Genomic DNA, 20,813 nt, shown 5'->3' with positions numbered 1-20,813 from the left:
TAATTCAAAATTTATTTTTCTCCATTATCCTGTTATAATACTAACTACTTCTTCTAACATTATTCGTTTTAGACCATCCATCTGCATAGAAACAAATTTTACGGCTTTCGTATTACCTAGCAAATCTCATTATTAAATATATTAAATGAAATCCATCAGTAATACTACCAAGGAAGACTTTTAATAAAAACGCACCTTTTTTTAAAATTCCAGGATAATGATTACCCATAAGTTTCCTATACGTTTTCCATTCCATTTTATATATTAACTTGTAATCAGTGGGTTCAAATCTATTCTTCCCCCATTTTAACAAAGATTTTGTCAGTTTTCTATACAATTTATAATTCTCAAAAGGTTTTCCTGATCTTGATTTTGAAATATTTTCTCCATGTAATCTAACTAGAGCCAAGACTTTATTAATGCTATAAAACTTATAATAATAACTAACACGCCTCCAAAATTCCCAATCTTCAGCAATAACAAAATGAGTATTAAAGATACCTACCTTTTCAAAAACTTCTTTTTTTAATAAAGGCGTAACCATAGAAGTTCTATTCTTTATCAAGAATTTCTCAAAAACACAACCTTGATTATGAGGATAATGTGATTTTATTCTATTTATCTTAACTCCATTTTTATCAACATATTCAATATCACCGGTTACCACAAAAACATCCGGTTTTTCATAAAAAACAGCTAATTGTATTTCTAACTTTTCGGGAACCCAAAAATCATCATCATCACAAAATGCAATAAAAATGCCTTTGCTATTATTCACTCCAAAATTACGACAAGAGTTAGCTCCTTTTGGTAAGTCTACAGGCCTTGTTAAATATTTAAATCTGGAATCTTTTTCACAAAAACTAAGTACAACTTCTTTCGTTTTGTCTGTACTCCCATCATCAATTATTAAACACTCAAAATGCTTATAAGTTTGTTGGGCTATTGATTTCAATGTGTCAATAACATATCCTGCCCTATTGAATGTAGGTATAATAACTGTTACTAAAGGCTTCATCATTAATTTACAATCTAAATGTTATATATTTAATTCCTCTTTTAAAAGTTATAAAAAGTATAAAACCAAAAATAAAACTTAATGCTTGAGAATAATACTTAAAAGCTAACGACTGGCCAATCAATTTTCTAAATATTAAATACTTAGAAGAATCATTACGTCTTAAAGCAATCTTTAAATGTTTGGAATACCTATTAATTATATAGTTTTTAATTGCATCATTAGGTTTTATACCGTAATCTTCAATTAACTGTAATTGTTTCTTTCTTGCTTTAAAATCGGAAATAATCTCCTCTTTATTTAATTTCCTTACTTCTTCAGAAAATGAACCATGATTTTTTCTATAATAAATTAATTCTTCATTTATATAAACCAGTTTAGGGTTAGCATACAGCATACGCAAATTAAAATCCCAGTCATCTACATTTCCAATAGTTACATCAAACAAATAAGGCTGCTGCTTTAAAAAAGAACGCTTCCAAACAGGGCCGCAAACTAAAAAAGTAACCTTACCTATAAAATAATCTATCATTAAATTATCAGAGTATATTTTATTAGTACTTATATGTTTACTTGTTTTAAAATCTATAAGAGCCGTATTTATGATCACAGCATCCGTTTCCGTTTTAAAACTACTAATCGCTTTAGTATAAGCCTCTGGCTTTAGCAAATCATCACTATCAAAAAAATTAATATAGTCTCCTTTGCTTTTTTCAAAACCATAATTACGACAACTACAAGGCCCTTTGGGCTTATTTTTTGGTCTATTATAATATCGAAAGCGAGTATCACTTGCTATATACTTTGACATAACCTCTGACGTAGTATCTGTACTACCATCATCTACTACAATGCACTCCCAATTGGTATGTGTTTGGGCTATTATTGAATCTAAGGTTTCTCCTATAATGTGCGCACGATTATAGGTGGGTATAATTATGGAAATTAAAGATGTTTCTAACATAATTCCATAGTTTTCCATCGTTTATTAATTCTATAACTATACCTTTTAAACCTTAACAAAAAACCACATATAAATTTAAACTCCATAAAAATGAATTTATTTTCATATTTTAAAAGGGGACCTAATTGCTTGTAAACAAATGCTGTCGTGCTATAATCTCCATGTTTTAAACTCATAAAAAAATACACCATAAGTGTTTGAAAGCATCTATTTATTAATTGGCAATCTCTAATTTCTATCGCTCGTTTCAGGTTTTGTATATTAATATAGCTTTGTGAGTATTTATAAGCAGGAACATAAATCTTATTTTCAGCTGACTTTGTGGTTTCGTGTTGTCTGTATAAAAATAATGGTACATTTAATATTTTATAATGCACAGAAGTCAACTTAAAAAATAAACGGGAGAACAACTCTGTTTCTTGACCTCTAATTATTTTATCGGTAAACAATAATTTACCTTCTAAAAAGGTCTTTCTAAATAAAATAGAAGGCGTTAAAACACGAAATTGCCATAAAACATAATCTTTATACAAAAACGTTTGTAACCTTAAATCAATATTTTTAGGATTAGATAAGTTCTCATCCACATAACTCCCAGAGCAAATAACCATTTCCAAAGTGTCATTAAAAGAGGCTATCTTAAAATTTAAAAAATCAGGCAACATCACATCATCGTCATCAAACCATTGAATGAACTCCCCTTTACTCAATGCAAATCCATAATTTCTAGCACCATTACCTCCTGGCAAATACGTATCTGGGCGCTTGTAATATTTAAAACGAGAATCTTTAGCTATATAACTGGCTAGTAAGCCTGCTGTAGCATCTGTAGAACCATCATCTACCACAATACACTCCCAATTGGTATAGGTTTGCGCAAAAACACTATTTAGTGTTTCGCTTAACAAATCTGCGCGGTTAAAAGTGGGGATAAGTATAGAAACTAAAGGTTGTTCTGACATGAGTACTATTTACCCGACTAATATACAAAGTCAAAGGAATAAAGAATACTAAAAAACAGAAAAAGTAGCATTCTTTCAATAAATTAAGAACTTGCAATTTCAACTTAAAAACGGAACCTTTAATGCATTACAAATCTTGGATGTATTATAACGAAATTACTAATTATCTAAAACAAAAAGAAAGGATGCTTTAGTGTCCGTTTTTTTTGTATAAATAATGAGTACCTTTTGTTTTATTAATTTGTCTACTTTTCTCAATAGCAGGTTGCAATTGTTTTAATAGAGATAATTCGCGTGCATGTAAACTAGCTCTTTGAAATTTAATTTTTAAGCGCAACTTCAATATGGTACGACTTAACTTATCTCGTTTTAATTTAATAGTATTATCTAATAAAATATTTGCAAAACGAACTTTGTAACTTTTCTCAATTTCTTTATAATATTGTTTACTAAAGACTTCTGGCTGCAATTGAACACGATTCCCTCTATCATGAATAACGAAAACTTTTGGTAAAACACCTATTTTAAAACCATGATAAATGATTCTTTGACAATAATTATCGTCTTCCCCATAATGAAAAAACAAAGGATCAAAACCACCTACAGTTTCTAAACATTCCCGTGATAATAGCCAAGCTGCTGCATTTACAAAAGGAACCTCATACACCTTTGCCAAAGGATTACCCAGTACAAAATCGGAATAAAACTTTCCTGTTTTTTCTTTTAACATATACTTAGAAAAATTGGTGTCTAATCTTTGCTTATCACCAGTAATATGAATTGGGCTTAATATGCCATATGTTGGATTTGCTTTTTGAAAAGTCATTAAATTCTCTAAAACATTACCTATTAAATAGGCATCTTGATTCAACAAAAACACATGTGCTGCTCCTTGGTCTAAAGCATAACGAATCCCTAAATTATTGGCTTGTCCAAAACCTAAGTTTTTTGTCTGTTTTAATAAAGTAACATTTGGATAATTATTTTGAATAAAAGTAACGGTTTCGTCGGTAGAGGCATTATCAACAATAATAACAGAATAATTTTTACAGCTTTGCAAACAAGTATTAAGCCATTGCATACCGTTGTATGTAACTAATATTATCGCAACATTAATCCTTTCCATATTGTTAATCAAACTAAAAAAACCGTTTTAAAAATTTTAAAGGCGCTAAAATAAAAGAACCTACTTTATAAGTATTTGAGTTATAAACATAATTTAATCTCTTTTCTAAATCCTGACTCTCTATTAGATTTCTACCTTCATAGATTGAATTACTTATTTTTTGTAAATCACCATCTGCACATATAGCAATCAGAAAATTTGGATAAGATTCCGTAGCTTGTATTTTAGCATAATCACCAGTATAATATTTAAAATATTCACGATTAGTATCATCAAGAATTAGTGAACTTCCATAAATATAACTTTGACTATATAGCTTGTAAATCTTAAAGTATTTAGAGAGTAAATCAGTGAATTCAGACTTGTATAATTCTTTTATGTGAAAAGGATTATTATAGTTTCTTTTATCCGAGTAAAAATATTTATCAGGTGAAGAAATGATTAGTGTCCCTTTTGGTTTTAAAACACGTTTTATTTCTGTCATCATTTGTTCATGCTCATCATGATGTTCTATGGTTTCATAGCTAATTACAACATCGACACTATTAGTATCTAGAGGTATATCACTTGTCGAACCGACAAGAAACTCTAAATTATCTCGACTATATTTAATTTTAGCCCTATCAATCGATTCTTTATCTATATCTACCCCATAAACTTTCAAAGATTCTAAACTCATTAAATGACTTCCATACCCTTCTCCTGAAGCAATATCTAAAACCGTTTTACCCTTAACCAAATGCATTGCAACTGCATACCGATGCAAGTGGTTAATTGTATTCCCATTAAATATTGAAGTTTCTAATCGCTCTCCTGTAAAAATTCCACCCATTTTAACTACTAATATATAAATTAAAGTTTATCATAATTATCTTTTATTTGCCAAAAATAAATTTAAATATTGTGTGCCCTATGTAATTTACTTGGCATCTTTTAATTTAAATAAATCTTTGAATAAATGTAATCCTGATATTTTATTTTCAAACGAATATTTCAATAATTCAATATCGCTTTTATATAAAGATTCAACCAATTTTTGTTTTTTTTGTCCATAAGATAAAGAATAGTGTTTTGCTCTTTTAGGACTCTTATTGCTATGCTCCTTAAATTGTTTTTCTATCCCTAATTGATTATTAATATATTTAATATCATCTTGTAAAGTTTCAATGCGTCCTATATAATCCAAATTATAACTGCCATTAATCGTGAAAAAATCAGTTTGAGACCACATATGACACGATCTTGTACTTTTCGATTCTTGATTTGTTAAAACATCTTTAAATACACCTTCTCTTAAAATAAAATCCTGAAAGGGTCCTTTTAACCCACAATCTTTCATTACCCATAAATAAGCAGAATAAACTCTATCCCATGGATTTCTTACAAAAGTAAACTTATAATAACTTTCCCAAATCTCCCTACTAATTAAACCTGTTTCTAAAAGCTGTTTAGCTGTTGCATGTTGTAAATGTATTTTTCTTTTAGGACACCACCCATACAATAAATCGTAATTAGGTACTTTCCAATCTAAATTAGGTGTATCAAAATAAAAATCTCGAATACTAGATCCTGCACATTTAGGAATGTGAATAAAAATAAATTTATGCTTATGTGATATCATGCTATTCTTAAAAAATTTCCCAAGACTGTTCAGCTAAAAACACTCCTAAATTTTGCCTTGATGGTAACTTACCTGTTTTAAATACATCACCAGTTTCAATTATTATTTCTTTCAAACCTTCTGTTTGATAAAGAATTTTCCTATTATTTAAATCTAAAATTTGTAATCCAATATCATAAAAACCAGGAGAAACATTTAATTTATCAATAGTACATTTAAAGTTCTGTACTTCTGTTTCTAAAATTCTATTAGCGTCATGATGATACGTATTAAAAGTGGTAATTAGTTTTTCATCTTTATCAAAAAGCTGATATCTAATATTTATTTTAATGGATTGTGGTTTTTTAATTGTTAATTTTAAATCAAAAGTACATTTTTCACCAAGTAACAAATTAGAGTTATTCCCCATAAAGTCTAAAACTTTAAAATCCAATATTTGGCCTTTTTCAAATGCTATTGGAAAATTTACAGTTTCTTTTTCTTCTTTATTTCTCAAATAATAACTTACAGCCTCGTCCGTCCCTCCTTCAAAAACCGAAGTTCCATGTTCTAAAACAATAGCACGTGTACACAAACTCTTTACCGCTGCCATATTGTGGCTCACAAATAAAACGGTTCTACCATCGCCTTTAGAAATGTCTTGCATTTTACCAATGGCTTTTTTCTGGAATTCTGCATCACCTACCGCCAATACCTCATCAATCACCAAAATATCGGGTTCTAAAAATGCCGCTACGGCAAATGCCAAACGTACGCGCATTCCGGAAGAATACCGTTTTACAGGCGTATCTACATAACGGTCACAACCTGAAAATTCAATAATTTCTTCTTCTTTGGCTTTTATTTCGGCTTTAGACATTCCTAAAATAGCGCCATTTAGATAAATATTTTCTTTACCAGTAAGTTCTGGATGAAACCCAGTACCTACTTCTAATAAAGAAGCAATACGGCCTTTGGTTTTTATATCGCCTGTGGTAGGCGTTGTAACACGAGATAGTATTTTTAATAGTGTAGATTTTCCTGCACCATTTTTACCAATAATACCTAGAACTTCTCCTTTTTGTACTTCAAAATTGATGTCTTGTAATGCCCAAACATAGTCACTATCTGCTTTGGCACTACGATCGTTTATTGCTCCTATTTTTAAATAAGGATCTTCTTTACCACGTACACGATGCCACCAACGGTTTAAATCGTGACTTATAGTACCTGTACCTACAAGACCAAGTCGGTACTGTTTACTAATATTGGTTGCTTTTAAAATGACACTCATTTGTTTATTTTTTTTGTGAGATGCAAGTTGTGAGTTATAAAACTACTATTCACTTTTCACTACTCCACTTTTCACTACTTCACCATTCACTTTCCACTTTTCACTTTTCACTTTTCACTAATTAAACGGTATCTATAAACGTTTTTTCGGTTCTGTTAAATATAATAATCCCGAAAAACAAGATTACAAAAGTTACCCCTACGGTATATAAAATACCAAACCAGCTAAAGGTACCAGTACCTAAAAGCATAAATCGAGCAGTTTCTATAATATAAGCAACAGGATTATACTCTACAATCCATGCTATTTTGGGCAATTTTTCTCGCATTAATGCCAATGGATACATCACGGCAGAAACATACATTAGTAATTGTACACCAAAGCCTACCAAAAATTTTAAATCACGGTATTTAGTGACTAAACTAGAAATAATCATTCCTATTCCTAAACCTAGTAAACCCATGAGTAGTATTAATAAAGGAAAAAACACAACACTACTATCTATATGTATTGCAGCATCGTTTACAACATAATATACATAAAAGGCTATAAAAATAAGTAATTGAATACCAAACTTTAATAGATTAGAAATGATGATAGAGAGTGGCACTATGATTCGTGGAAAATACACTTTACCAAAAACGGCTGCATTACTTTTAAAAGTATCACTAGTAGCAGTTAAACATTTATTAAAATACCCCCAAATAGATATTCCTGCTAGATTAAACAAAAAAGGAGGTACGGTTCCTGTTTCTATATTGGCAATTTTATTAAATATTAAAGTAAAAGTAAGTGCTGTAAATAAAGGCTGTATTAAGTACCATAATGGGCCTAATATCGTTTGCTTATATACCGTTACTACATCACGCTTAACAAACAGCAGCAGCAAATCTCTATAACGCCAAATTTCTTTAAAATTAAAATCTATTAATTTGTGTTTAGACGAAATGGTATATAGCCATGCATCATCTTTAGGTGTATTCAATGGTAGTATTGTTTTAGTTAGGGCTAATATAAACAATGGCTTTATAAAATAGAAACATTACTAATTAAAATTAATCGTAATCAAAGAGAAAGCTTTTATCGTCTTAAATTTGGTGTGCTAGTTGATAAAAACAGGTAATTAATACAGGCAGGTTTTAATCTTTAAATACATAAAGCTTAGAGGCTATAAGTCTAAAAGGCATTAAAACTATAACGGTTATCAATGTAGACAATAAATAATTTAATTCTAAATATATACCTAAATTATATAAAAGATTGGCACAAATATAAAAAAACAATAACGTGCCATAAAACCGTAAAAATTTGGCACTATCATGTTGTTTATTGAACAAGTATTTTAGTTGCAAAACATAAAGCAAAATATACCAAGAGCTATAGACCATAATAAACGCTAGAGACTTATTCATTTCAAAATAATCTACCAACAAGTATAATACTAAAAAAACGTAAGCATAACCCACTAGGCTTAAGGATACATATTTCTTTATTAGAATTATATTTTCTGGTTTTCCTATTTTTTTAAGCTTACTCACTTGAAGTCGGATTTAATATTTTTCAGCCAAAACAATCGTCCAAGGTAAAGGGCTTTCTACAGCAAGAACCTTTCCATATTTTTCTTCTATTAATTTAATTAGAGATGACTTAGACCAATGATTTAAATGTCCTGGAGTGTTCCCTAAATGCTTTATATATTTAAATCTGCACATATTTAAAATTCTCCATATTGGTTCTCTAGGCACACCTAAAATTAAGTAGCGATTAGAAATTCGTTTTAATTCTTCTAGTGCTGCTTCTGGGTAATCTAAATGCTCTAAAACTTCCAGTAAAAAAACCAAATCTACAGACTCATCTTTATAATTTAGTTCATAAACACTTTCTTCTAAAATAGTTATCGTTGGATTATTTTTAATGGCCAATTCTACTAAATGTGGGACAAATTCGGATGCACTCAAGGATGGAACCATTTTACTCAATCGCATGGTTGAGCGTCCTTCACCTGCGCCAACTTCATGCGCCTTCAAAACATTCTCGGTTTTAGTTAGTAGTTTCTTTACAGCTTTAAAATAGCTGTCTACCAAATATGTAGCAATTTTACTAGAATTTTCATATTTACCAGCAAAATCTTCTAGTTCTGGTGTTGCTTTCAGTTTAGAATTATCAATCATTTCTGTAAGCGCTTTTTTTAATTAATAACAAGATCTTTTCTTGGTTACTCCTAATACTACCTAACATATCTGCTAATAATGCAAGCACAAGAAATAAAACAGACACTAAAAATAGAATCAGACTAGTTATTCCAAATGATTTGTAAGGCGTTATGAACCCAGTTTCTATCCAATGTATAAAAACAAACAATCCCAATCCAAAAGCAAGTATAAAAAACAACATCGCTATGATTCCAAAAAAATAAAAAGGCTTATAATCTCTTAAGCTTTTAATAATAATTTTAGATGTTTTTAATCCATAACTAACTAAGTTGTGGGCAACTCGTGATTTACGATCATCAAAGTATGTTACGTGAATCGGAATTTGTTGCACACTAAAACCCTTGTTAAGTAAGTCTAAAATAACTTCATGTGTGTACGTAAAGTTTCCGTGTAAATTAAGATTTAGCAAACTTTCTTTGGAATATGCTCTAAAACCACAAGAAGCGTCCAATATTTCTTTATTAGAGATAAAACTAATAAGCTTATTTACTCGCATATTTCCCCAATACTTAACAGAAGGCATGTTTGAAGGTTTCTTATTGTGAAATCTATTTCCTATACAGAAGTCGACAATTTCTTGCTGAACTGGTGAAATCATGTTTTCAATTTCATTCACATCAAATTGACCATCTGCATCAATACTTACCAAAACATCTGCATTTACTTGTAAAGCATATTTAAGTGCTGTGCCAAAGGCACTTCCAACCCCTTTATTATTTTTATGATTAATAACTGTTGCACCTGCTTTTAAAGCTTCTTTTTCTGTATTATCGGTACTACCATCATTAATTACTAAAAGCTCAATATTTGTAAAACCATTAATTTTTTTAGGAATAGATTCCAGTACTTTAAAGATAGTTGCTTGTTCATTTAAGGCAGGCATATAAATTAATAGGTGAGCCATATTTTAAAAATTTGTATAAAGATGTTTTGTTGAAAAAAGTATAGAAACAGACTTGACTTTACAGATGCCTATCAAAAATTAAAAAATCTAATCGAATTTCATTAATTACATAAATAATTGCAACTATTTTTGACAATAAAAAGAACCAACTATCTTTTAATTTAAACGTTTTAAAAGCGTAATAAAATCCTAAATAATAACAAGGTAAAAAAACTAACCAATAACGACTAAAGCCTGTACCTGCGAAAACCAACCCTAACATGACTAAAAGTGTTGCATAAAAAAGAAACTGAATGCCATTTGATTTATTGGTTTTAATATACCCAAATAAAAATAAACCGAATAATATAGCACTAATTAGATAGTGCCGAAAACCTGTTATAGGTATAAATAAGGTTACAAATGCTGGAAGTCCACTTAAATTTCTAACTTCTGGATGAATCATGAAACCTAATCCAGCTTTAATATTTGTCCAAAGACCATTGTTTCCTTCTTTATATCTCTTAAAATAACTTATTTCACTCACGTTACTCATCTCTATATAATACACATATTTAAACCAAAACAACACTGGTATAGCGCATAGGATTGAAAAAAACACGAGTTTTTTAATTTGGTTATTTTTAAAAGTTTCTGCTTTGTAGCATCTATATATATAAAACAATACTGCTATTCCTAATACTGCAAATACGTAACGTGTCATGGTTAATAACACAAAGAAAAGTAGCATTTTCTTAAAGTGTGATACCGAAAGTTCTTTGTTAAAATAATACACAAAACCCCAAAAACCAAAAAACAAAATAGACTCTGGAAAAAGACTAGAAAACCAATTAATACTGTTGGTATTAGTTAAGGTAAGGATAAAAATACTAGCTATAATGGAAATAGGTACATTTTGCTTTTTCAAGAAAAGACACATATAGTTCAGTCCAAAAAAAGCTAATAAAATATTAAAACATTTTAATAAACTAATGCCAATAATGTAATTAAATGGTGTAGAAAATATAGCAAAAATAAATGGTAATATAGGAGAAACTGAAGATGGAAAATCATATAAATAATATTTTCCAGAAAGTATATGTTCGCTTATCTTAAAATAGGTTATTTCATCTCCTTGTAATGGAATTATAAGGGTTCGTAGTATTGAAAATAAACTTAATATACATAAAGCAAGTAGTAAATAATCCTGTTTTATAAGCTTTACTAAATTGTTTACCTTCATTTGTATTCTTTCATAATTGTTATCTAATCCACGCCACCATATTATCAGCTAAACAAATAACCTTTCTAACATAAATAATAGAATGAAAAACCAAATATAAATATAAACTTATATAATATTCGATATATGGCTAATATAGTAATTCCTCACAAATTTTAAAATACATATTATAAATTACCTGATCTTTTCCTAATTTAAAAAAAGAATAATTGAAGGATTCTTTCTTAATTAAACTGCCTTGTAGTTTTATTATATAAACTAATTACAATTTAAATATACATGCACCATGTAAAAAAAATTACTTTCTATTTTTTTTAGATTGGTTTATAAATAAGTTCAACACATTTTTACCTATTGCTGAACCATTGATACGTCAAAGCAAGCCCTTCTTGTACAGAGAATTGTGGATCATAACCTAACAATTTATTTGCTTTAGAAATATCTGCCAAAGAATCTCTTACATCGCCTTGGCGTGTTGGTCCATACATCGCATCTAGATTGGTATTGGCTGCTTGGTTTAACGTATCCCATAAATAATTCACAGAAATACGTTCGCCACAGGCAATATTAAATACTTGATTAGCTGCTTCTTTAGATGCAAACATCCCTTTTACATTGGCTTGTACGGCATTAGCTACAAAGGTAAAATCTCGGGTTTGTCCGCCATCGCCATGAATGGTTGGTGCTTTCCCTTCTTTTAATGCTTGCATAAACAAAGGAATTACTGCGGCATAAGCGCCATTAGGACTTTGCTTTGGTCCGAATACATTAAAATATCTAAAGCCAATAACATCGGTATTATAGGTAGTACCAAAAACATTGGCATACAATTCATTTACATATTTGGTTACCGCATAAGGAGACAAAGGATTACCAATAGTCTCTTCTACTTTTGGCAAAGAAGTACTATCGCCATAGGTAGAACTAGATGCTGCATATACCATACGCTTTACACTAGTGCTTTCTTTTAATGCGATAAGCATATTTAAAAAACCAGATATATTAACGTCATTAGTAGTTGCTGGATCGGCTATAGAACGCGGCACCGAACCTAATGCTGCTTGGTGCGAAACATAGTCTATATCTAACATGGCTTTTTTACAGGTAGCAAGATCTCTAATATCGCCTTCTAATAACTCGAATGCTGGGTTGTCCATAAACTCGGTCAAGTTTTCTCTATAGCCATTAGAAAAATTATCTAATACGCGTACTTTTTTTGCACCGAATTGTAATAGGTATGCTACCAAATTAGATCCTATAAAACCTGCTCCTCCAGTTACTAAGAAACTAAAATTAGATAAATCTTGTTTGTGGTATGGTTGTGTATACATGGTTTTGGTCTTTAATTTTTGTTGCAAGGCTCGTTATACTTGTTCTCGATACTATCCCGAAAAAATATCGGGATCACTCGAAATGACATTGTATTTCAGTCTTCAGTGTTCGGTGTTCGGTGTTCTTTTAAGCATTTCATTAACCAGTTCTCGATACTATCCCGAAAAAATATCGGGATCACTCGAAATGACATTGGTTTCAGTGTTCGGTGTTCTGTGTTGTTTTAAGCATTTCATTAACCTGTTCTCGATACTATCCCGAAAAAATATCGGGATCACTCGAAATGACATTGGTTTCAGTCATCCGTTCAAAAGAGATTTCTCGATAAGCTCGAAATGACATTGTATTTTAGTTATCCGTTGTTCCTTGATTATTTTAAGCATTTCTATTAACCTGTTCTCGATACCATCCCGAAAAATATCGGGATCACTCGAAATGACATTGGTTTTTGTTATCCGTTGTTCCTTGATTATTTTAAGCATTTCATTAGCCTGTTCTCGATACCATCCCGAAAAATATCGGGATCACTCGAAATGACATTGGTTTCAGTGTTCGGTGTTCTTTTAAGCATTTCATTAGCCTGTTCTCGATACAATCCCGAAAAAATATCGGGATCACTCGAAATGACATTGGTTTCAGTGTTCTGTGTTCTTTTAAGCATTTCTATTAACCTGTTCTCGATACCATCCCGAAAAAAAATATCGGGATCACTCGAAATGACATTGGTTTCAGTGTTCGGTGTTCGGTGTTCTGTGTTCTTTTAAGCATTTCATTAACCTGTTCTCGATACCATCCCGAAAAAATATCGGGATCACTCGAAATGACATTGTTTTCAGTCATCCGTTCCAAAGAGATTTCTCGACAAGCTCGAAATGACATTGTATTTATTTTTTAGACTCCTAATTATGAGATTGCTTCGTCGCTATGCTTCTCGCAAGGACGAGAAGTTTTAAAGTCTTCCGTTTACCATTTCTTTAGGCAATAAAGACTTTACATCAAATATTACACCTATTGGCGACTTTAACTTTTCGATATCCATCTTCAGAAACTCATTATGGCTAACCGCCAAAATAATAGCATCGTAGTTATTACTAATCTCTGTTTTAGAGCATAGTAAATCAAAACCATATTCGTGCTTTACTTCTTCTGCCGAAGCCCAAGGATCAAACACATCTACATCTACATGGTAGGTTTCTAATTCCTTAATAATATCTATTACTCTAGAGTTTCTAATATCTGGGCAGTTTTCTTTAAAGGTGATTCCTAAAACTAATGCTTTAGCACCTTTAATGGTAGCCCCTTTTTTAATCATCATTTTAACGGTCTCCTGCGCCACATAGCTTCCCATGCTGTCATTCATTTTTCGGCCTGCTAAAATAATTTCAGGGTTGTAACCAGACTCAATCGCTTTTTGCGCTAAGTAGTACGGATCTACTCCTATACAATGCCCGCCTACCAATCCTGGCGTGAAGTTGATGAAATTCCATTTGGTTCCTGCTGCTTCTAAAACGGCTTTGGTATCGATATCTAGTATTCTAAATATTTTAGACAACTCATTTACAAAGGCAATATTAATATCGCGTTGGGAGTTTTCAATCACTTTTGCTGCTTCTGCAACTTTTATGGATGGTGCTTTGTGGGTTCCTGCTGTAATAATAGATTTATACAAATCGTCTACTACTGTAGCTATTTCTGGTGTAGAACCAGAGGTTACTTTTAATATTTTAGTAACGGTATGTTTTTTATCTCCTGGATTAATACGTTCTGGGGAATAGCCTGCAAAAAAGTCAACATTGTATTCTAAACCCGATTGGGCTACTAAAATAGGCACGCAAATATCTTCGGTAACCCCAGGATATACTGTAGATTCATAAATAACAATATCTCCTTTTTTTAATACTTTGGCAACCGTTTCACTCGCTTTTACAAGCGGCGTAAAAATAGGTTTGTTTAAAGCATCGGTTGGCGTAGGAACGGTAATTATATAAACGTTAGATGTTGCTAAATCTTCCGGGTTATTGGTTATAAAAAGCCCTTTCGATTCTTTGGTATTCGTGACCAATACTTTTTTCAGGTCTTCGGTTTCCACCTCCAAGGTTTTATCTTTTCCTTGCTTTAGGTCTCCTACTCGAAGTGTGTTAATATCAAAGCCAACTACTGGGTATTTTTTTGCGAATTCTGCTGCCAATGGCAATCCAACATACCCTAAACCGATAACGGTTATCTTATGCGTTTTCATTATGTATTTTATTGATTAATAGCGTTAACGAATATATTAAATACTTTTTATAAATGCCTTAGCTTTTTTAAATAATGATTTTTTGTTGTCTTCATGATAAGAATTTCCGTAAACACCATAACCATATCCATAGCCATACCCGTAACCATACCCGTAATTATGATTGGTTTTATGCTTGTAAAAGTTAAGTACGATACTAATATTTTTTACCTCTCCTGCTCTATATTTGGCATTGATTAATTGCAGCATTCCCTTTTTGGTATAGTCTAAACGCACCATAAAAATAGAAGCATCTGCATATTGCACCAATTCTAAAGCATCGGTTACCAAACCTAAAGGAGGCGTATCCAATACAATCATATCATATTCTTGACGCAGCCTCTTAATTAAATCCCCCATCTTATCACTCATTAATAACTCGGAAGGATTTGGTGGTATAGGTCCAGATGTAACCACATCTAAATTATCTATTTTGGTATGATTTATTACTTCATCAAAAGTACTGTCCCCAATAAAATAATTTACCACTCCTTTTTCATTGGTTAAATCAAAGTCATCAAATATTTTTGGTTTACGTAAATCCAGTCCTAACAAAATGGTTTTCTTCCCAGACAGAGCATATACGGTAGCAATATTAATAGAGGTAAATGTTTTCCCTTCCCCACTAACCGAAGAAGTTATCATAATGGTTTTACCCCCTTCTTGTTCTTCTTTTTTCATTTTATTTTTATAGAAAAATTGCAAACTAGAACGGATGGCTCTAAAAGATTCTGCTACTGCCGATTTCGGTTTTTCAAATACTACTAAATTGTTATGATACCTGTATTTCCCTATTAATCCCAAAATAGGAATACTGGTGAGCTGCTCTACTTCATCGGAACCATGAATGGTACTATCTAATAAGAAAACAACAAAAATTAAGAATAATGGAATAAAGAAACCAAGCATCAATCCCATCATATAATTTAGAGAAGTATTAGGACCAATCTTTCCGCCTCCTATATCTTTTGCTTCATCTATTATAGAAATATCCGAAATATTAGCCGCTTTAACAATGGCAGCTTCACTTCGTTTATTCATATATATATCATAAGCTTCTTGACTAATATCTAACTTTCGTTGGATCTTTAAATATTCTTGTTGGTCTTCTGGAAGCCCCCTCAATTTAACATCTAAATTAGCAATATTCCTATTCAGAGTTCCCAGCTGGATATTAATCGTACTAATAGTAGCTTTAATAGTCTCTAGCAATACATTCTTTTCTGCGTCTATTTGTCGGTCAATATTTTTAAAGATCTCCGACTCTTCTCGTGTCGTATACTCTAAACTTTTACGCTCTATAGCCAAACTCGTTATTTTACGAACACTAGTCAAAATATTTCCTTCAGAAATCCCAACCGAAGTTGGCGCTGCGATATTGGTATAATCTGTTTTGGTTTGTAAATAGCTTTCTAGCCTGTTCAAATAGTTTAGCTTGGTTTGCTCTGCTTCTTTTTGGGATTCAAAATCTTTTAATTTACCTGAAACATCCAGCATTTCTGCATCCACATCAAAGACCTTATTTTTCTTCCTAAAGCTATTCATTTCTTTAGTAAATCCTTTTAAACTGGTATCTACTGCCGCCAAGCTACTATCAATAAACTTGATGGTATTGGTAGCATATAAATTCTTGCGTTCCAATTCGGTTCTACTTAATATAGCAGCGGTTGTATTTAGAAAATCTACAATCTTTCCTTTATTCGTACCTGCCAAAGAAAGCTTTAATACTGGGGAGTTTGTTTTATTAAAAGAACCCACCATAATATTATTCTTATACCCATTTACAACACCGTCAAAATTCTTAAAACGTAAATAAAACGCTGTCCCAGGCTTTATTTGTCTTTCATTTCTAAACTCAAGCGTACCACTAAAAAATGGCAATGCCACTTTTTCTCCAATAGTATATACTTTGCTAAATGCACCTACAGGCACTTCAACAGCAGTCGTTTCTTTAGTATCATATCGTTGTGCCCGACCATTAGCTCCTTCAAATTCTGTAAAAATCTCGAATTGGTCAGCACTAGTAAATCGAACACCAATATATTTATTAAGTACTTGTGGTTTCGTTAAATCTAATGTAACCTTAAATGGCGCTCGCTTATAAATATCCAGCTTTTTGTATTTTCCTTCCACCAGATAATCCATATAAAGCTGTAAAGAATCTACCACCTTTTCATTATGGGTTCTGGTTTGCAGCGTGGTGATGGTTTTTCCCATTTTTCCAGAAACACCTCCCCAGTTAAAAGAAATACTGGTATTGGCTGTAAAAAAAGGATTTTGATCATTCTCGACACTAATTAAAGAGTCTAGTTTATACACATTCTCTTTTCGCACATTGATTAGATAGGCTATAATTAAAGCTGCACCAATAGATAGTAATACAAACTTCCATAAATTAACAATCTTAAACAAGAAGCCTTTAAAATCGAAAGCTATGCGACTAGACTCCATGCTTTCTATATCATCAAATTCGTTGTAGGCCATAATTTATATACGTTGTAATAATAAAACAGTAGTAGTTATTACAGATAAGACCGTAGCAATAGCACCAATATTTTGCAGTGCATTGGTTCCTGTACCCCAAGCTTTTTGTTTTAAAGGTTTCACATAAATCATATCGTTGGGTTGGATATAATAATACGGTGAATTCATCACATTGATATCTGTTAAATCTAGATGGTGAATTTTTTGCCCTTGTGGATATTGTCTAATAATCAACACATCTTTTTTATCCCCTGTTACCGGAATGTCTCCAGAATTCGCAATAGCTTCTAATATATTTACACGTTCTTGAAACAATACTTTAGTTCCGGTGCTTCCTATTTCTCCTGTGGTAATGTATTTTAACCCCGTAAGTTTTACCGTTACAAAGATATTGGCGGTTTCTTTAAACTCTTCTGCCAATAGCTTTTTTTCTATCATTTGCTCAATCTCTTCGGTAGTATAGCCCAGCACATTCATTTTACCCAAGGTTGGAATTCTAATATTACCGTGTAAATCTACCGTAAACCCATCAAAATAAGATTTCTCTACACCACTTGCATTTAGATCTCCATTTCCTATAGGATTAAAAATCTGTACATTTTCTTGATCTAATGCTTTAACACGAATGTTTAAGATATCGTTAATTTGTACGCGATATGGCTTTTGCTGTTCTACTATCGTTTGTAAGGAATCTATTGCAGTTCCTTTATCTTGAATATATAAGGTGTCTTTATGCGGAATACAAGAGCTAACAAACACAGTAATTAGTAAAGAAAATACCAAAAATAATCTCTTCATTTTTGAAGTTTAATGTTATTTAACAAATATAACTTTTCAAGAGGAATATAAAAACTTATGGAACTTTTTTTGGTTTTTTGTACGTTATTTGTAAAAAACATATAATTTGAATTATCTCAACGTAGAAAATATATCGAAATCGTATGGAGAGCTTACGCTTTTTCAAGACATTTCTTTTAGTATTCATAAAGATCAAAAAGTAGCTTTTGTAGCTAAAAACGGAACCGGAAAAACTTCTATCCTAAACATTCTAGCAAAATTAGATGAACCAGATTCTGGTCAAGTCATTTTTAGAAAAGATATCGTGGTTTCTTTCTTACCACAAGAACCTATTTTAGACCAAAATCTAACAATTGAAGAAACCATTTTTAGTTCGGATAATGAAATTCTAAAAGTGATTCAAGCTTATGAAAAAGCACTTTTAAATCCGGAAGACGCAGAAGCCTATCAAAAAGCTTTTGAAAATATGGAGATTCATAACGCTTGGGATTTTGAAACACAATACAAACAAATCTTATTCAAGCTAAATCTAGAAGGTTTTGATCAAAAAGTGAGTACGCTTTCTGGTGGACAGAAAAAACGTCTTTCTTTGGCGAATGCCTTAATTAACAAACCCGATTTACTAATTCTGGATGAGCCAACCAATCATTTAGATTTAGAAATGATTGAGTGGTTAGAATCCTTTTTTGCAAAAGAAAACATCACTCTTTTTATGGTAACGCATGATCGTTACTTTTTAGAGCGTGTATGTAATGAGATTATAGAACTAGACCAAGGCGAATTATTCTCCTACAAAGGAAATTACTCCTACTACTTAGAAAAGAAAGAAGAACGCATAAACATAGAAACGGTAGAAACAGGTAAAGCGAAGCAACTGTATAAAAAAGAGCTGACCTGGATGCGTAGACAGCCAAAGGCTAGAACTACAAAGTCGAAATCTAGAATAGATGATTTTACAGAAATAAAACACCGAGCACACCAACGTAGAAATGACCATGAGATGCAGCTAGAGCTGAACATGGAACGTCTTGGAACCAAAATTGTCGAGATTCATAAAATATCGAAAGCTTTTAAAGACAAAATCATTTTAGACCAATTTGAATACAACTTTCAAAAAGGAGAACGTGTTGGAATTATTGGTAAAAACGGAACTGGAAAATCTACTTTTCTAAATATTCTTACGGAAACTGCACATCCGGATTCTGGAAGAATTGTAATTGGGGAAACGGTAAAATTCGGTTACTATACGCAAAGTGGGATTGACATCAAACCCAACCAGAAAGTGATAGATGTAGTCCGCGAATTCGGGGATTATATTCCACTAAAAAAAGGAAAACAAATAAGTGCACAACAGCTTTTAGAACGTTTTCTTTTCGACAGAAAAAAGCAGTATGACTTTGTAGAAAAACTTAGTGGTGGCGAACGAAAAAGGCTGTATTTATGTACGGTTTTAATTCAGAACCCAAATTTTTTAATTCTGGATGAGCCTACTAACGATTTAGATATTGTAACCCTAAATGTATTAGAAAGTTTCTTACTGGATTTTCCTGGTTGCTTGATTGTGGTTTCGCATGACAGGTATTTTATGGATAAAATTGTAGACCATCTTTTTGTTTTTAGAGGAGAAGGTGTTGTGGAAGATTTCCCTGGGAACTATAGTGATTTTAGAACCTACGAAGACAGTCAGCCAGCAATAGCAGAAAACAACGACGACAAAAAAGAAAAGAAATCTTGGAAAAAAGAAAGCAATAATAAACTTTCTTACAACGAGCAAAAAGAATATAAGAACATGGAAAGCAAGCTGAAAGCTTTAGAGTTCGACAAAAAGGAATTAGAAGCAAAATTCCTAGACGAAACTTTATCGCAAGACGCCATAACAGCACTTTCTGATAAATTACAAAATATCATTACAGAAATGGAAACCAAAGAAGCACGTTGGTTTGAACTTATGGAAAAATTGGAGGAGTGAGAAAAAGTAGGCAGTGGGCAGAATATGTTAAAAAATTCAGAAGTTTTCCATCCTGATTTTCAGTCTTATTTACATTTATAAAAGGGCTTCGCCTTTTAGGGCAAACCTTCCGGATTTTTGTTAAAACAAAAATCCACCTTCCTTTTGCTAAAGGAAGGAGCTGGAATCGAGATTAGTTAGGGTATTATAGTAAAACAAGAGTTGCTTTTACTCTTTAAGCATTCTCGTAGGGATGTCCCCTGGAGGGTTAATGAGAAACAAAATGCATTTTGTTTTGAAATTACCGAGCCTAGCTCATAGGGGTGTTTAAGGGCAGAGCTAAATTAAGCAAAAACCTCCCTTCTTTTTTACAACTATAAAAGGGCTTCGCCTTTTAAGGCAAACCTTCCGGATTTTTGTTAAAACAAAAATCCACCTTCCTTTAGCTAAAGGAAGGAGCTGGAATCGAGATTAGTTAGGGTATTATAGTAAAACAAGAGTTACTTTTACTCTTTAAGTATTCCCGTAGGGATGTCCCCTAGAGGGGACTTTAGGGGTGTTTTTTTCCAGGTGATTATAGATCTAATGAAGATAAAACCTAAATATAAAGCTAAAAAAACCCTTCCGTCTTTGATTTCTTTTATGGAAATCAAATCCACCTTCCCTTGAA

General features: G+C 31.8%; 16 protein-coding genes. 1 reads left to right on the top strand and 15 read right to left on the bottom strand.

Annotated elements, in window-relative coordinates; genetic code table 11:
- Window positions 1–112 precede the first annotated feature (112 nt).
- From AMD28_RS16720 to AMD28_RS16640, 15 genes are all read right to left on the bottom strand, one after another.
- Window positions 113–1,021, bottom strand: a complete 909-nt coding sequence (locus tag AMD28_RS16720) for a glycosyltransferase family 2 protein (protein WP_055445286.1) — start codon at window positions 1,019–1,021, stop codon at window positions 113–115.
- 4 nt (window positions 1,022–1,025) lie between these two features.
- Window positions 1,026–1,982: a glycosyltransferase family 2 protein gene (locus AMD28_RS16715; protein WP_161804648.1), complete on the bottom strand. Its 957-nt coding sequence runs from the start codon at window positions 1,980–1,982 to the stop codon at window positions 1,026–1,028.
- Complete coding sequence (locus tag AMD28_RS16710; protein WP_055445284.1) at window positions 1,976–2,944, bottom strand: glycosyltransferase family 2 protein; 969 nt, start codon at window positions 2,942–2,944, stop codon at window positions 1,976–1,978. Before AMD28_RS16710 ends, AMD28_RS16715 begins: the two co-directional genes overlap by 7 nt.
- Before the next feature lie 190 nt (window positions 2,945–3,134).
- The gene (locus AMD28_RS16705; RefSeq protein WP_055445283.1) at window positions 3,135–4,070 is read right to left on the bottom strand and encodes a glycosyltransferase family 2 protein; all 936 of its coding nucleotides are present in this window, start codon (window positions 4,068–4,070) and stop codon (window positions 3,135–3,137) included.
- Between the two features lie 13 nt (window positions 4,071–4,083).
- Window positions 4,084–4,902, bottom strand: coding sequence for a class I SAM-dependent methyltransferase (locus tag AMD28_RS16700; RefSeq protein WP_055445282.1), 819 nt, complete (start codon window positions 4,900–4,902; stop codon window positions 4,084–4,086).
- Window positions 4,903–4,989: 87 nt separating this feature from the next.
- Complete coding sequence (locus tag AMD28_RS16695; RefSeq protein ID WP_055445281.1) at window positions 4,990–5,691, bottom strand: sulfotransferase family 2 domain-containing protein; 702 nt, start codon at window positions 5,689–5,691, stop codon at window positions 4,990–4,992.
- Between the two features lie 7 nt (window positions 5,692–5,698).
- Entirely contained in the window at window positions 5,699–6,964 is a 1,266-nt protein-coding gene (locus AMD28_RS16690) for an ABC transporter ATP-binding protein (RefSeq protein ID WP_055445280.1), read from the bottom strand.
- Between the two features lie 121 nt (window positions 6,965–7,085).
- Window positions 7,086–7,949 carry an ABC transporter permease gene (locus AMD28_RS16685; protein ID WP_055445279.1) on the bottom strand — a complete coding sequence of 288 codons (864 nt, stop codon included), beginning with the start codon at window positions 7,947–7,949 and terminating at the stop codon, window positions 7,086–7,088.
- Window positions 7,950–8,514: 565 nt separating this feature from the next.
- On the bottom strand, window positions 8,515–9,135 hold the full coding sequence (locus AMD28_RS16680) for a class I SAM-dependent methyltransferase (RefSeq protein ID WP_055445278.1): 621 nt from the start codon (window positions 9,133–9,135) through the stop codon (window positions 8,515–8,517).
- Window positions 9,128–10,081 carry a glycosyltransferase family 2 protein gene (locus AMD28_RS16675; RefSeq protein ID WP_083478358.1) on the bottom strand — a complete coding sequence of 318 codons (954 nt, stop codon included), beginning with the start codon at window positions 10,079–10,081 and terminating at the stop codon, window positions 9,128–9,130. The genes AMD28_RS16680 and AMD28_RS16675 overlap by 8 nt, the downstream gene beginning before the upstream one ends.
- Before the next feature lie 58 nt (window positions 10,082–10,139).
- Entirely contained in the window at window positions 10,140–11,303 is a 1,164-nt protein-coding gene (locus tag AMD28_RS16670; protein ID WP_055445276.1) for a hypothetical protein, read from the bottom strand.
- A 347-nt stretch (window positions 11,304–11,650) separates the two neighbouring features.
- The gene (locus tag AMD28_RS16665; RefSeq protein ID WP_055445275.1) at window positions 11,651–12,634 is read right to left on the bottom strand and encodes an SDR family oxidoreductase; all 984 of its coding nucleotides are present in this window, start codon (window positions 12,632–12,634) and stop codon (window positions 11,651–11,653) included.
- A gap of 950 nt (window positions 12,635–13,584) precedes the next feature.
- A complete protein-coding gene (locus tag AMD28_RS16650; protein WP_055445272.1) occupies window positions 13,585–14,874 on the bottom strand; it encodes a nucleotide sugar dehydrogenase in 1,290 nt (429 codons plus the stop codon).
- A gap of 36 nt (window positions 14,875–14,910) precedes the next feature.
- A complete protein-coding gene (locus AMD28_RS16645; protein WP_055445271.1) occupies window positions 14,911–17,397 on the bottom strand; it encodes an exopolysaccharide transport family protein in 2,487 nt (828 codons plus the stop codon).
- A gap of 3 nt (window positions 17,398–17,400) precedes the next feature.
- Window positions 17,401–18,195 carry a polysaccharide biosynthesis/export family protein gene (locus tag AMD28_RS16640; protein WP_055445270.1) on the bottom strand — a complete coding sequence of 265 codons (795 nt, stop codon included), beginning with the start codon at window positions 18,193–18,195 and terminating at the stop codon, window positions 17,401–17,403.
- A 106-nt stretch (window positions 18,196–18,301) separates the two neighbouring features.
- Between AMD28_RS16640 and AMD28_RS16635 the strand changes: the two genes are divergently transcribed.
- Window positions 18,302–20,164: an ABC-F family ATP-binding cassette domain-containing protein gene (locus tag AMD28_RS16635; protein ID WP_055445269.1), complete on the top strand. Its 1,863-nt coding sequence runs from the start codon at window positions 18,302–18,304 to the stop codon at window positions 20,162–20,164.
- Window positions 20,165–20,813: the final 649 nt, after the last annotated feature.

It is taken from the genome of Lacinutrix himadriensis (genome assembly GCF_001418105.1).
GTDB classification, from domain to species: domain Bacteria; phylum Bacteroidota; class Bacteroidia; order Flavobacteriales; family Flavobacteriaceae; genus Oceanihabitans; species Oceanihabitans himadriense.
Note: the sequence above shows the minus strand (reverse complement) of the source record. Positions and strands in the feature narration are given on the sequence as shown.

Excerpts from the sequence above, each read along its gene's own strand:
- AMD28_RS16720 (WP_055445286.1), bottom strand. The coding sequence starts at position 1,021 with ATGATGAAGCCTTTAGTAACAGTTATTATACCTACATTCAATAGGGCA.
- AMD28_RS16715 (WP_161804648.1), bottom strand. The coding sequence starts at position 1,982 with ATGTTAGAAACATCTTTAATTTCCATAATTATACCCACCTATAATCGT.
- AMD28_RS16710 (WP_055445284.1), bottom strand. The coding sequence starts at position 2,944 with ATGTCAGAACAACCTTTAGTTTCTATACTTATCCCCACTTTTAACCGC.
- AMD28_RS16705 (WP_055445283.1), bottom strand. The coding sequence starts at position 4,070 with ATGGAAAGGATTAATGTTGCGATAATATTAGTTACATACAACGGTATG.
- AMD28_RS16700 (WP_055445282.1), bottom strand. The coding sequence starts at position 4,902 with ATGGGTGGAATTTTTACAGGAGAGCGATTAGAAACTTCAATATTTAAT.
- AMD28_RS16695 (WP_055445281.1), bottom strand. The coding sequence starts at position 5,691 with ATGATATCACATAAGCATAAATTTATTTTTATTCACATTCCTAAATGT.
- AMD28_RS16690 (WP_055445280.1), bottom strand. The coding sequence starts at position 6,964 with ATGAGTGTCATTTTAAAAGCAACCAATATTAGTAAACAGTACCGACTT.
- AMD28_RS16680 (WP_055445278.1), bottom strand. The coding sequence starts at position 9,135 with ATGATTGATAATTCTAAACTGAAAGCAACACCAGAACTAGAAGATTTT.
- AMD28_RS16675 (WP_083478358.1), bottom strand. The coding sequence starts at position 10,081 with ATGGCTCACCTATTAATTTATATGCCTGCCTTAAATGAACAAGCAACT.
- AMD28_RS16670 (WP_055445276.1), bottom strand. The coding sequence starts at position 11,303 with ATGAAGGTAAACAATTTAGTAAAGCTTATAAAACAGGATTATTTACTA.
- AMD28_RS16665 (WP_055445275.1), bottom strand. The coding sequence starts at position 12,634 with ATGTATACACAACCATACCACAAACAAGATTTATCTAATTTTAGTTTC.
- AMD28_RS16650 (WP_055445272.1), bottom strand. The coding sequence starts at position 14,874 with ATGAAAACGCATAAGATAACCGTTATCGGTTTAGGGTATGTTGGATTG.
- AMD28_RS16645 (WP_055445271.1), bottom strand. The coding sequence starts at position 17,397 with ATGGCCTACAACGAATTTGATGATATAGAAAGCATGGAGTCTAGTCGC.
- AMD28_RS16640 (WP_055445270.1), bottom strand. The coding sequence starts at position 18,195 with ATGAAGAGATTATTTTTGGTATTTTCTTTACTAATTACTGTGTTTGTT.